The 13,344-nt window shown below is 33.7% G+C and carries 15 protein-coding genes; all 15 read right to left on the minus strand.

What is annotated here, in order from left to right:
- Positions 1 to 18: 18 nt before the first annotated feature.
- The gene (locus tag CVIC12175_RS04615; RefSeq protein WP_086256103.1) at positions 19 to 357 is read right to left on the minus strand and encodes a chaperone NapD; all 339 of its coding nucleotides are present in this window, start codon (positions 355 to 357) and stop codon (positions 19 to 21) included.
- Positions 357 to 1,253 carry a WD40 repeat domain-containing protein gene (locus CVIC12175_RS04620; RefSeq protein ID WP_086303139.1) on the minus strand — a complete coding sequence of 299 codons (897 nt, stop codon included), beginning with the start codon at positions 1,251 to 1,253 and terminating at the stop codon, positions 357 to 359. Before CVIC12175_RS04620 ends, CVIC12175_RS04615 begins: the two co-directional genes overlap by 1 nt.
- Positions 1,253 to 1,714 carry a 4Fe-4S dicluster domain-containing protein gene (locus CVIC12175_RS04625; RefSeq protein ID WP_086257000.1) on the minus strand — a complete coding sequence of 154 codons (462 nt, stop codon included), beginning with the start codon at positions 1,712 to 1,714 and terminating at the stop codon, positions 1,253 to 1,255. Before CVIC12175_RS04625 ends, CVIC12175_RS04620 begins: the two co-directional genes overlap by 1 nt.
- On the minus strand, positions 1,711 to 2,247 hold the full coding sequence (locus CVIC12175_RS04630) for a nitrate reductase cytochrome c-type subunit (RefSeq protein WP_236861050.1): 537 nt from the start codon (positions 2,245 to 2,247) through the stop codon (positions 1,711 to 1,713). Before CVIC12175_RS04630 ends, CVIC12175_RS04625 begins: the two co-directional genes overlap by 4 nt.
- Complete coding sequence (gene napH, locus CVIC12175_RS04635; protein WP_086303137.1) at positions 2,244 to 3,029, minus strand: quinol dehydrogenase ferredoxin subunit NapH; 786 nt, start codon at positions 3,027 to 3,029, stop codon at positions 2,244 to 2,246. The genes CVIC12175_RS04630 and napH overlap by 4 nt, the downstream gene beginning before the upstream one ends.
- Positions 3,026 to 3,778 (minus strand): ferredoxin-type protein NapG, encoded by a 753-nt coding sequence (napG, locus tag CVIC12175_RS04640; protein ID WP_086303135.1) that lies wholly within the window; start codon positions 3,776 to 3,778, stop codon positions 3,026 to 3,028. Before napG ends, napH begins: the two co-directional genes overlap by 4 nt.
- A 2-nt stretch (positions 3,779 to 3,780) precedes the next feature.
- Positions 3,781 to 6,558 carry a periplasmic nitrate reductase subunit alpha gene (gene napA, locus CVIC12175_RS04645; RefSeq protein WP_086303133.1) on the minus strand — a complete coding sequence of 926 codons (2,778 nt, stop codon included), beginning with the start codon at positions 6,556 to 6,558 and terminating at the stop codon, positions 3,781 to 3,783.
- 425 nt (positions 6,559 to 6,983) lie between these two features.
- Entirely contained in the window at positions 6,984 to 8,087 is a 1,104-nt protein-coding gene (ychF, locus tag CVIC12175_RS04650) for a redox-regulated ATPase YchF (protein WP_086276593.1), read from the minus strand.
- Positions 8,087 to 9,559, minus strand: coding sequence for a leucyl aminopeptidase (locus CVIC12175_RS04655; RefSeq protein WP_086303147.1), 1,473 nt, complete (start codon positions 9,557 to 9,559; stop codon positions 8,087 to 8,089). The genes ychF and CVIC12175_RS04655 overlap by 1 nt, the downstream gene beginning before the upstream one ends.
- Positions 9,549 to 10,154, minus strand: coding sequence for a DedA family protein (locus CVIC12175_RS04660; RefSeq protein ID WP_086248443.1), 606 nt, complete (start codon positions 10,152 to 10,154; stop codon positions 9,549 to 9,551). The genes CVIC12175_RS04655 and CVIC12175_RS04660 overlap by 11 nt, the downstream gene beginning before the upstream one ends.
- A gap of 2 nt (positions 10,155 to 10,156) precedes the next feature.
- Complete coding sequence (locus tag CVIC12175_RS04665; protein WP_086256097.1) at positions 10,157 to 10,702, minus strand: adenine phosphoribosyltransferase; 546 nt, start codon at positions 10,700 to 10,702, stop codon at positions 10,157 to 10,159.
- A 23-nt stretch (positions 10,703 to 10,725) separates the two neighbouring features.
- Complete coding sequence (locus CVIC12175_RS04670; RefSeq protein ID WP_086246344.1) at positions 10,726 to 11,058, minus strand: hypothetical protein; 333 nt, start codon at positions 11,056 to 11,058, stop codon at positions 10,726 to 10,728.
- Complete coding sequence (gene rpiB / locus CVIC12175_RS04675) at positions 11,049 to 11,498, minus strand: ribose 5-phosphate isomerase B (RefSeq protein ID WP_086256096.1); 450 nt, start codon at positions 11,496 to 11,498, stop codon at positions 11,049 to 11,051. The genes CVIC12175_RS04670 and rpiB overlap by 10 nt, the downstream gene beginning before the upstream one ends.
- A gap of 82 nt (positions 11,499 to 11,580) precedes the next feature.
- Positions 11,581 to 12,414: a signal peptidase I gene (gene lepB, locus CVIC12175_RS04680; protein WP_086248446.1), complete on the minus strand. Its 834-nt coding sequence runs from the start codon at positions 12,412 to 12,414 to the stop codon at positions 11,581 to 11,583.
- Between the two features lie 3 nt (positions 12,415 to 12,417).
- Positions 12,418 to 13,269, minus strand: coding sequence for a bifunctional methylenetetrahydrofolate dehydrogenase/methenyltetrahydrofolate cyclohydrolase FolD (gene folD, locus CVIC12175_RS04685; protein ID WP_086246341.1), 852 nt, complete (start codon positions 13,267 to 13,269; stop codon positions 12,418 to 12,420).
- Positions 13,270 to 13,344: the final 75 nt, after the last annotated feature.

Raw genomic sequence — 13,344 nt, forward strand, 5'->3', positions numbered from 1 at the left:
TAAAACTATTTAAGCAAGTTAAATATTTGGATTACCATTATATTTTATATCTTTAACATCCATTTCATCTATTTTGCGCACTATACTACCTATATCATTTGAGTTGGCTTTAGATATATCGCCTTCTAAATCTTGATAGCTATATATCATAGCTACAGTACTTACGCCTTCTATTTGTTCTAACATTTTAAAAGTAGCTAACTCTCCATCTAAATCTGCAGACTCTATGATAGCTACTATCTTATCATTTTCTTTAGCAGCTACTTCGCAGTTTGAAATCTTATCTATCTTCGTAGCCACTTCTTCGCAAAGATTAGGATTCATTAGAGTTATAACCACACTTGATATATTATTCATTACATACTCCAAAAATATATTTTATTATCATAGCTTGAACCAATTAGATACTCATCATTAAATATTAGATAGTTTAAAGAAGCACCATCATAATTAATATCTTTGATAATCTCCCCATTTTGATTTATAACCTTAATGCTATTTTCTGTACTAAATGCACCTTTATTAGCACCTACTCCTACACAATATACTAAAAATTTAGCCTCATAATAAAACTCTTTTGAGCCGTTATTAAAATATGATTTTTTATCAGCAGAACCACTAATTAAAAGCTTCCCATCGATACCAACACTATAAATTGTATCTTTTTGGGCATTTATTTGCTTTACAACTCTTTTAAGTTTAGTATCAAAGTAGAATATCACACCACCTTCAATCCCAATAGCTATAACACCATTTTTTCTATCAAAAGCAGCATCTCCAGTACTTGAAGTAGTTAATTTATTTTCAAAGACAACCTTACCATCTTTGAAGTTATAATACTCAACTTCACTGCTTAAAGTAACAAAAATTACATGATTACTATCGAGTAAAAATATCTTTTTAACTCCATCAGTAGGCATTTTAAAGCTCTTTAAATTTCCATTTTCTAAAATACCAAGCGACTTGGTTCCATTATCACTTTCATACAAGATGGCCACTACTTCATCAAGCTTATCAATGCTAAATATCTTTGGAGCGATATCATTATCAAAATAATTTGAGAACTTTGGTAGATCTATCATCTTATTTAGCTCTTGAGTCTTTATGCTATAATTATAAAGCTCACCATTATCAAGCCCTATTAATAGATCATCATTATCAAGCTTGACACTTACAGCATTTGCAGGCAAATTTAGCTCAAAATCAGCCCATAAAAATGTAATAGCCATAAATAAAACTACAAAAAATCTCATTAATTTCCCCTTATAATCACCGAGTTATTTACACATACACTCACACACTCACTACACCCTACGCATCTACTATTAACAGTAGGTCTAAACATACCCAAATACTCAATCGCTCTAAATTTGCATACATCTAAACAGTTATAACATATAACTTCATTCCATGCCAAACAAGTAGCCGTATTTATCTCTACGCTTGCATTTATTTTAGCCGGATAAGCCAAATTTAACACGCTCTTACCTATAGATTCACACGCTATAGCGCACTCTTTGCAAAAATTACAACCAAGCTTATTGGGATTAAACTTAACCCTATCGCTATCAATCTCAAGAAGCTCCCTATGACAACTTTGCACACAAGGCGCAGGGCAATCTATACAATCAAATTCTCCACTAAAATATGGTGGAGTTATAAAAGCAGGCTCTCTTTGCCTAAATTTAGCAAAGAGATTTCGCCTATCTATCATTTAATACCTTGATTTAAAACATCAATAAGATTAGATGATCTATTACCCTCACCGTCTCTAAAATCAGCTTTAAAATTATTTTTAACTAGCGGTTCAGCATCTGCTTGTGGCACATGGCATTGAACACAATTAAATCTCTCCATATTTAACTCAACTGTCTTTTTACCTGTAGATAGATACATATAGTGGCTTTGTGGAGCTGGAATAGTACCCATATCTTTAGCAGTATCTGGAGTATGACAAGTCAAACATGAATTAGACTCTATAGTAATTGGCAATAAGCCCTCTAAGCTATGTGGAATAAGTGGCGGAGCATTTTCATAGCTTCTTTCATATACCTCATTGCTACCTGGCAAATCGCCTTTCCAAGTAATTACTGGATTTTTTACATTTGATTCATCTTTTAGCTCTACATTTCTAAGACCAATTTGCGTATCTTCTACTGCTGAGTTCTGTCCGGTTCCTAGATTACAAGCTGTTAAAACTAGTGCCGCAGTCGCACTAAGTAAAATATTTTGCAAACTCTTTTTCATTGTTCTCTCCTAAATTTTAATATACTAAAATTAAGTGCATCATCATCACAAGCCTCTACACAACGTCCGCAACTTATACACTCACTTCTTATATTGCCACTTTGTTTGCCTACTATGTCTAAGACTTGCATCTCAGGACAGACAACCTTGCACTTATTACAGTGAGTGCAATTTTTACTATTGTGATAGATGCGTATTAGGCTAAATCTACTAACTAATGCCCAAAATGCTCCTAAAGGACATAGATGACCACATATTAAACGCTTACCTAAAAAAGCCTCTATACAGATAATTATAATAGCTATACTAATAGCTGATCCACTAAGATATACAACACCTCTAGTAAATGCTCCTATGTAGCTTATACTCTCAAAGGCTGCTATGCTAAATATAAAGCTAAATATCAAGCTTAACGCAAATAGGTAATATCTTGAATTTGAACTTATATTGATTATATTTTTACCAATTTTTAGCTTTGTTCTTATGTATGCGCCAAGATCTGTTAGAATATTTACTGGACAGACCCAAGAACAAAATGCTCTAGGTGCTATCAAAGCATAAAAAACAACCATAATCAAAGCTCCAATTACACTTGCACTCCCTACACTAAATCCAGCTAAAAATAGCTGAAGTAGAGCATACGGATCGCTAAGACCTATCATGCCAAAAAGCTCAGAGCTACTTAAATTACCTTTTAAGATATTAATGCCATATATGTTACCAGCTATAAATAACCCTAAAATAGTTAATTGAACTACTCTTCTAGCAATTGTAAATTTCATAGCTCATCCTCATTTAGATACTTAATACCTTTTTTGCTATCTAGATGCATCTTAGTATCAACATCTTTTAACTTAGCATCATCACCTTCTACCCAGCCTTTTACATAGTTATCGCCAACTTTGCCAATTACCATATCTCTTGGTAGTACAGTTATCGCAGCTTTATCAGTTATGCATGCTAATTCGCACTTACCACATCCTGTGCAGTAGTCACTATCAACTATAGGCAATAAGAAAGCATGTTTGCCTGTTCTTTCATTACGCTTATAATCTATCCATAAAGCTTTATCTATTAATGGACATGCACGATAACACGCATCGCACTGAATTCCAAAATAAGCCACACAGTTTTTCTCATCAACAACTGCTACACCCATTCTAGCCATATTAATATCTAAAGCCCCATCTTTTGTGACTAACTTAGGATCTAGTGCCTCAGTTGGACACTCAACTACACAAGGAATATCCTCACACATATAGCACGGGATATCTCTTGGAGTAAAAAATGGAGTTCCTATACCTACGCCACTATCTTTAAATTCAGCTAATTTTAGCGTATCAAAAGGACACGCCTCAACGCATAGCCCGCATCTAATGCAACGAGTTAAAAACTCATCTTCATCTAAAGCTGCAGGCGGACGCAGTTTAAGTACAGGCTTGGCATTTGCATACTCTTTATAAACAAAAGAACCAGCAGCCAAAAGTCCAACTAAACTAAAACCCGTCTTTATAGCATCTCGCCTTTGCATTTTTACGCCTTATAAACTTTTACAGCACATTTTTTAAAGTCTGTCTGTTTAGATAATGGACATGTCGCATCTAGACAAACTTTATTAATATACACATTTTCATCAAACCATGGCACATATACAAGACCTACTGGTGGTTTATTTCTTCCACGGAAGTCTACTCTAGCTTTTACTTTGCCACGGCGACTTTCTACCCATACAACATCATTTTGAGCTACGCCAAGTTTTTTGCCATCTTCTTCATTCATATAGCAAAGTGCTTCAGGAACCGCACGATATAGCTCAGGTACACGCATTGTCATAGTACCACTATGCCAGTGCTCTAAAACCCTACCTGTACATAACCATAGTGGATACTCTTTAGTTGGAATTTCAGGAGCGTCCATAAATGGTCTAAAGAATATTTTACCTCTATTTTTAATAGATGTTTTTTCTTGATTTGTCACTTTAGCTAAATCGCCACTTGGTAGAGCTGCGCCAGCATTACCATAAAATGCAAAATCGCTATTTGGAGCTGCTTTTTTAGCATATACATCATATTTAGTATTAAATCTCCATTGAGTCTCTTTACCATCAACAACTGGCCATCTTAAGCCTCTTACTCTATGATATGTATCAAAATCTGCTAAGTCGTGAGCATGACCTACACCAAATTTTCTATACTCTTCCCATAGATATTTTTGAACAAAGAAACCATAACCTTTAAATACATTACCATCACTACCTTCTACATTTCTGCTATCGCCATGAACTTCAGTATTATCAAATCCATTCATAACTGCATCATCTGCACTATATGATTTAGCTTCAGCATTTGCAAATAATACATCATATAGAGTTGTTTCTGGAGTATAGCCAAATTTAGCTGCTTCATCTAATACGCTTGGAATTGTAAGCTTATCATCTATTTTTTTCTCACCCCAAACTTCTTTTAGTTTAAATCGTTTACTAAATTCCATCATTTGCCATGTATCACTCATAGCTTCTCCTACTGGAAGTACTTGTTGTCTCCAGTGTTGAGTTCTACGCTCAGCATTACCATATGCACCCCATTTTTCATAGATCATAGCAGTTGGCAAGATAAGGTCAGCTACTTTAGCACTAATACCTGGATATGGGTCGCTTACTACGATGAAGTTATCCATATCGCGCGCTGCTCTAATCCAGTGATTAGCATTTGCAGTATTATGCCATGGGTTATTTACATGCACCCAGATAAATTTAATTTTACCATCTTCTAGATCACGCATAATTTTCATATATGGCGCACCTGGTTTTGGGTTTAGAGTTTTTGCTGGAAGTTTCCAAATTTTTTCTGTAATTTCTCTATGTTTTGGATTTGCAACAACCATATCTGCCGGTAAGCGGTGTGAGAATGTACCAACCTCTCTAGCTGTACCACAAGCACTTGGTTGGCCAGTTAATGAGAATGCGCCATTACCTGGTTTAGCTTGTTTTCCTAGTAAGAAGTGAACCATATAGCTTTGTTCATTTACCCATGTACCACGAGTATGTTGATTCATACCCATTGTCCAAAAGCTTACTACTTTGCGTTTTTGATCTATATAGTAGTTTGCTAAAGTTTGAAGTTTTTTCTTAAATTCCTCTAAATCCTCATTATCATCACCTTTAGCTAGTTTAGCTACAAAGTCAAGAGTATATGGAGCTAGAGCTTTTTTGAAATCTTCAAATGAAATTATCCAGTGTGCATCTGGAGCAGCTGTATGTTTATGCTCAATTGTATCACCAGCTTTCATACCTAAATATGCTAAAGTTACACCCTCAGCTTCTGTTAATACTTTTGATTTTTCTTTTGCAGCTGTATCAAGCTCGCTTGGTAGATATTTAGGGTGATTGATATTTGATCTCATACCATAACCAATATCAACTGGACCTGTTGTAAATGTACAATGCTCTTTTACAAATTTTTCATCAATTGCTTCTGGGTGATTATATACAATCTCTCTAGCAATATAGTTCCAAATAGCTAAGTCTGTTTGAGGTCTAAAAATAATCTCCATATCAGCTATATTTGAAGTTCTATTTGAGAATGTAGATAGATTTATAACTTTTACATTTTTAGGGCTTTGTAGTTTTCTATCACTTACCCTTGCCCATAGTACTGGGTGCATCTCTGCCATATTTGCGCCCCAGCATACTACTGTATCAGTTAGTTCAATATCATCATAACAGCCTGCTGGTTCATCTATACCAAATGTTTGCATAAAGCCTACAACCGCACTTGCCATACAGTGTCTAGCATTTGGGTCAATATTGTTTGAGCGGAAACCACCTTTAATTAACTTAACAGCTGAATAACCCTCTTGAATAGTATATTGACCAGAACCAAACACACCAATACCAGTTGGTCCAAGCTCATTATAAGCTTTTTTAAACTGTTTTTCCATCTCATCAAATGCGCGCTTCCAGCTAACTTCAACAAATTTACCATTTTTATCAAATTCACCTTTAGAGTTAACTCTTAAAAGTGGTTTAGTGATTCTATCTTCACCATACATAATCTTAGCATTAAAATAACCTTTAATACAGTTTAGACCACGGTTTACTGGAGCCAATGGATCGCCTTTTACAGCAACGATTTTGCCATCTTTAGTAGCAACAACAATACCGCAACCAGTACCACAAAATCTACATACTGATTTGTCCCAACGCCAATCTTGTTCTTTGTTAGCAGCACTTAGTGCGCTAGGCGCAGTAAGACCAGCTGCTGAACAAGCAGCTGCAACAGCTGAGCTCTTAATAAAATCTCGTCTATCCATGTTCGACCTTTCTAAAATAATGTAGAATTGGTGTTATTATATACCTTATATTTATGTTTTAAATCTTAAATTTTTTATTTATATTGTTATTTATATTATAAATTTTAAGTAAATCTAGACTTTAATACTCTTAATATCTTTTTATTAAAATTGTAAAATATATGGTAAAATCGGTATTTAGAATATATATATAATAAATTTTAGCAATTTAAAATTTACAAAATATTTGATATTTATTATCATAAATACTAAGTAAAATTATAAAAATATATAAATAAAATATCTTGTACTTTAGCTCAATTTATACAATAGTTTATAAATTTTTAATAATTGAAAAATAAGTTTTTAAATTAAAATTAATATTTAGAATATAAAATATATAGAATATATCCGAATTTAGATCTCTCTAAATTCGGATTAAATTATCACACATTAAATCTAAAATGCATCACATCGCCATCATTTACAATGTAATCTTTACCCTCTAATCTCATCTTGCCAGCCTCTTTAGCCTTAGCCTCACCGCCACAAGCTATATAATCATCATAGCTTATCACCTCAGCTCTAATAAATCCTCGCTCAAAATCATTATGGATAACGCTAGCTGCTTTTGGTGCTTTCCAGCCCTTATGAATAGTCCAAGCTCTTACTTCTACTACTCCAGCAGTAAAGTAACTAATAAGTCCAAGCTTTGCAAATGCTGTTCGTATAATACTCTCTAAGCCACTCTCACTTGCTCCTAAGCTCTCAAGCATCTCCTTAGCTTCAGCATCATCTAGACCGATTAGCTCCTCTTCTATTTTGGCACATAGTTTTATTACTTCTGCTCCACGCTCTTTGGCATACTCTTTTACTTTTTTTACATATTCATTATCACTAGCTATCTCATCTTCATTGACATTAGCACCATATATCACATCTTTAGCCGAAAGAAGTCTAAGCTCTTTATTTAAAGCTGTAAAAACATCACTATCAAACTCACTAAAAGTAACTGCACTTTTGCCGCTATCAAGATGCTCAGCCAATGCTTTAGCACACTCTAGGCTCTCTTTAGCACCTTTTACATTTGCTTTAGCCTCTTTGGTTAATCTCTCTATTTTCTTAGCAAGCTGTTCGATATCGGCTAAAATAAGCTCTGTTTCGATAATCTCAATATCTCTAATTGGATCAACACTATTTTCTACATGAGTAACATTTGAATCATCAAAACATCTTACCATATGAAGAATTACCTCAGTCTCTCTAATATTTGATAAAAATTTATTACCAAGACCTTCACCTTTGCTAGCACCTTTTACAAGACCTGCGATATCAACAAATTCAATTACGGAGTGTTGAATTTTATTTGGTTGAACAATTTTAGCTAACTCATCTAATCTAGGATCAGGTACTGGCACTATAGCTTTATTAGGTTCAATCGTACAAAATGGATAATTGGCTGCCTCGGCATTACTAGCCTTTGTTAATGCATTAAATGTTGTAGATTTACCCACATTTGGCAAACCTACTATACCTACTGATAATCCCATTATTTCTCACCTTTTTCATAATTTCTAGCTACTTTAGCAAGATAGTATAGACATGCTCTAACTCCAGCACCACTTGCACCAGCTGGATTACACCCCCAAGCCTTGCTTACATACGCAGGCCCTGCAATATCAAGGTGCAACCACTTATCTTTATACTCATCTTTTATAAATTTATCTAAAAATATACCTGCTGTAATTGCTCCGCCATATCTACTTGAAGAGATATTTGAGATATCTGCTATATCGCTTTTTATTAACTCTTTTAAATGTTCATTAAACTCTAAAATAGTTAAATACTCACCACTTTTACTAGCAAGATTTTTAAATTCACTTTGAAGTTCATAGTTGTTTCCCATCACTCCACTAGTATATTCACCAAGACCTACAACACACGCACCCGTTAGCGTAGCCATATCTATAAGAAGTTCAGGTTCAAGCTCACTTTGGGCCCAATCTAAACAATCAGCAAGAACCAATCTACCCTCAGCATCTGTATTTTTAACCTCAACTGTAACGCCACTGCGAGTAATTAAAACATCATCTGGCTTATACGCATCGCCACCTATCATATTCTCAGTAGCTCCAAGCACAGCATGGATTTCAAAAGGTAACTCCATTTTAGCAGCACCCATTATGATTCCCATTGCAGCTGCTGCGCCACTTTTATCGCTTTTCATTGTTACCATATAATCAGCTGGTTTTAAGCTTAATCCGCCACTATCATATGTAAGGCCTTTACCGACAAACACAACTTTTTTAATGCTTTTTTGCTTTGGAGTATATTTTAAATGGATTAAACGCGGCGGATGTACTGAGGCGCGATTAACTGCTAAAAATGCGTTCATATTTTGGCTTTTTAGATAATTTTCATCATGGATAACGCACTCAATATTTAAATAGCTTAAACTTAAATTCTTAGCATCTTGAGCCATCTTTTCAGGAGTATATATCTCAGGAATTTCATTTACAATATCTCTTGAAAAATTAGTCGCCTCAGCGATTATATGAGCGTGATCAATGCCAATTTGTGCTTCATTTATAGCTATTTTTTTGCTATTGTAATCCTCAGTTGAAATTAGAATTTTTTCTATTTTGCTATCTTTTTTCTCGCTTTTATAACGATCGAATTTATAATTAGCTAGCAAAAATCCTTCAGCAATAGCCTCAAAGCTTATCTTAGTACAATCTCCGTTATAACTAGCAATCTTTATACTATTAATATTTAAATCTTTTATAGCATTTAGTGCTGATGCACTAGCGTTTCTAAGCGAATTTGGATTAAGGTCTTTAATGCCTACATATATCTTTCTTTTGCTAGGTAGATTTAAAATCTTATCTCCCTTATATGAATAAAAATCAAATTCAGCAAAATCATCTACAAATCTATGACCTAAATCCTTATCTACAATAAAAATTATCTCATAATCAGCAGCAATATCAGCTACTTTTTTATCTATTAATTCAACAAACATTTCTTCTATTTTTCCTTTCATTTAATATTCTTTTTTCCATATATTTTATACCAAAGAATAAAGTTGCTAAAAATCCACCAATAATAGGCACAGCAAAATACCAGTGAGATTCAGCCCAATCAATTCCAGCCCAAATAAGCTGACCAAAATGCCAAGCTAGTAAAATAGTAATTGCAGCCCAAGCCCAAGCACTAATTAAATTTATAAAAGCAAATTTTTTAGCACTATATCTAGTAATACCTATACTCATCGGTATAATAGTACGAAATCCATACATATAACGCTGAATAAATATTATTGGCCAGCCAAATTTTTGAAGCAACAAGTGCGCTACGGCAAATTTACGTCGCTGCTTGACTAGCTTTCTTTGAATATATTTTTTATTATAACGACCAATATAAAAATATATCTGATCTCCTACAAATCCACCAAGTCCAGCCACAAATATAATAAGTCCTAAATTCACATGCCCCTCATGAGCAAATATACCACCTAAAATTAATGCCAACTCACCCTCAGCAATGCACCACAAAAATATAATTAAATATGCCCAGTTTTTATACTCATATAGTATATTTTTTAAAAACTCTTCCATTTTTAATCCCCTAAAACTACATATATTGGTCCATAACTCTCAAGCTCTTGAATTCCACCTATGCCAATATCAATTATAAAGGCAAGTTCAATCAAATTTGCACCAAGTTTTGATATCATCTCACAAGCTGCTTTAGCCGTACCGCCAGTAGCAATTAAATCATCTATTAATAATACATTTGCACCTGGCTTGTTACCAAACGCATCAATATGCATCTGAAGTTCATCTATACCATACTCCAATGAGTACTTTTGTGAAATAGTAGTATATGGGAGTTTATTTGGTTTTCTAGCCGGTACAAATCCTACGCCAAGCTTATTAGCAAGTGTAGCACCAAAGATAAATCCACGACTTTCAATACCAACTATATAGTCTAAATTCTTATCTTTATACCTATCATAAAGATGCTCCATCAAAAACTCAAATGCTTTAGCATCGCCTAAAAGTGTAGTAATATCTTTAAATAAAATTCCAGGCTTTGGAAAATCTGCAACTTCTCTTATAATTGAATTTAAATACTCTTTTTGTGCAAGTGATAATATCTTCATTTTTTTCCTTATAAATAATTTGCCTATAGTAGTGCTTCGATTTTACCTTCAAGCTCTTTTATCCTGGCTCTTAATTTATCATTCTCAATTCTATATTGTGAGTTTCTAGTTCTAAGACCAGTAACATCGCCTTTTATTTTATTTAATTCATCAGTTAAAATATCTATATTCCCAAGACTTCTTTGAAGTTGAACTTGAAGCTTACGAATTATAATCTCAGTATCATCTAGATTGTTTTTAACGAAATCACGCATCGCACGCTCTTTTTTAAGTAAAGTTTTATAATAAAACACCATAACAATTAAATATACACTACAACAGATAAAAAATGTATAAAAAATCCAATCTAAGAACATTGACAAACTCCTAGTTTTTCAACTCTTCTTTGATGTCTGCCACCACTAAATTCAGTAGCAAAAAACACCTCAACCATATCCTTAATAACCTCAGCACCTACAACTCTAGCACCAAAACACAGCACATTTGCATCATTATGCTCTCTAGATAGTCTTGCAATAGTAGCATTATGGCTTAAAGCACAACGTATATGAGAAAATCGATTAGCTGCCATAGATATACCAATTCCACTACCACATATCAAAACGCCAAATTCATCATTATGCTTGATACTATTAGCCACCAAAGCAGCAAAATCAGGATAATCAACACTATCATTAGAATTATCAGTACCTAAATCAAATACAGATAAACCCATAGATTCTAATATCTCTTTTACCTGAGTTTTTGCCTCATATCCGGCATGATCGCTAGCTATATAAATCTTAGAAATATTCATCTAAACCTACTTTTAATTTAATTAATTGATTATATCATATTAAATGATATAAATTTAATAACTTGCACTAAATTCAAATTATCTACTTAGCCATCTCTTCTAGACTGCTTGTTAGTCGTCCGATACGATCCCAACGGATTTTATAGTTCTCATCATAGCTTAAATATACAAACCACGGAGTACCAACTATATATTTATAAGGAACCGATCCCCAAAATCTACTATCGCTACTATTTTCCCTATTATCGCCTACCATAAAATACTCATTTTGCGGTACTTTAAAATAATATGCGTTAAAATTTAAATTTGCTATCTTAGGCAGCTCTGGTATCATCACTTCACTCATCGCAAAATCCACCATACCAGCAATAGTAAATGTATCAGCCTTTAATCCACCATAATTATCCTTATCAGTATTATTATCATAGTGAATTCCACTCATCTTATATGGCTCTTTTATAAACCTTTTACCACCTAAAATTACAATATCAGCATCTTTAAATTCTTTATCTATCTCATCATCGCCACCACTTGGACGAAGATACATAGCACCAGGAGCAAACACAACCTCATCAAATTCAGTAGCAAAATTACGCTTTACATAGTGAATTTTAGGATCTTTAGGATACCTAAAAACTACAATATCTCCGCGTTTTGGCCCATCACTTGCTATTAAATGGCCATCTCCATCGCTATCAGGAAGCACTGCAATCTCTACAAAAGGAATATGTGGAGTTGGAATTCCATATGAAAATTTCTTTACAAATAGATAATCCCCTACTAGCAAAGTATTTTTCATAGAGCCACTAGGGATTACAAAAGCCTGAGCAATAAAAAATATTATAAACAAAACTATAATTACTGTTCCAGTCCAACTACTACAAAAATTATAGAATTTAGAAAAAAATTTTCTCAAAACTTAACCTTTTAATTTTCTATTTTTAGCTGATTTTAATGTATTGCTAAGTAGCATAGCTATAGTCATAGGCCCTACTCCACCCGGAACTGGAGTTATCATAGAACACTTTGGAGCTACATTTTCATAATCACAATCCCCTACTAATTTACCACTATCTAAGCGATTTATACCCACATCAATAACTACTGCACCATCACTAACCATATCAGCAGTTAAGAAATTTGGCTTACCAACAGCTACAACAATAATTTCAGCATTTTGGCAAACTTTTGCTAAATCTTTTGTTTTAGAGTGTGCAATAGTAACCGTAGCACCTGCATTTAATAACAATGCCGCCATTGGCTTGCCTACTATATTACTTCTACCTACTACTACGGCATTTTTACCGCTAACTTCAATATTATACTCTTTTAAAAGCTCCATTATGCCAAGCGGGGTACAAGGCACAAATCCATCTAAGCCGCTATTTAATTTACCTACATTTATAGCATGAAATCCATCTACATCTTTGCTTGGATCTATCGCTTCTAAAATTTTATTACTATCTATATGTTTTGGAAGTGGAAGCTGAACTAAAATACCATCTATACTATCATCTGCATTTAAAAGCTCAATTAAAGCTAAAAGCTCTCCTTGAGTAGTAGATTCAGGCAATTTATGAGCTACTGAGCCCATTTCGCAAGCTATTGTAGATTTTTCTTTACTTGCAACATAAGTTTGACTAGCCTTATCATCACCCACTAAAACAACTGCTAAAGTTGGAGTAATTCCATTGCTTTTTAGAGCTAAAGCCTCAGCTTTTACTCTCTCTTTTACTCTGTTACTTATCTCTTTACCATCAATTATCTGCATTTTTAATCCCTTTATGCATTTTTTAATTACAAAAATTGTATCATACCTAAATTCAAATTAAACTCAGGTGAGATT

The sequence above is a fragment of the Campylobacter vicugnae genome, from assembly GCF_002139875.1.
Lineage (GTDB): Bacteria > Campylobacterota > Campylobacteria > Campylobacterales > Campylobacteraceae > Campylobacter > Campylobacter vicugnae.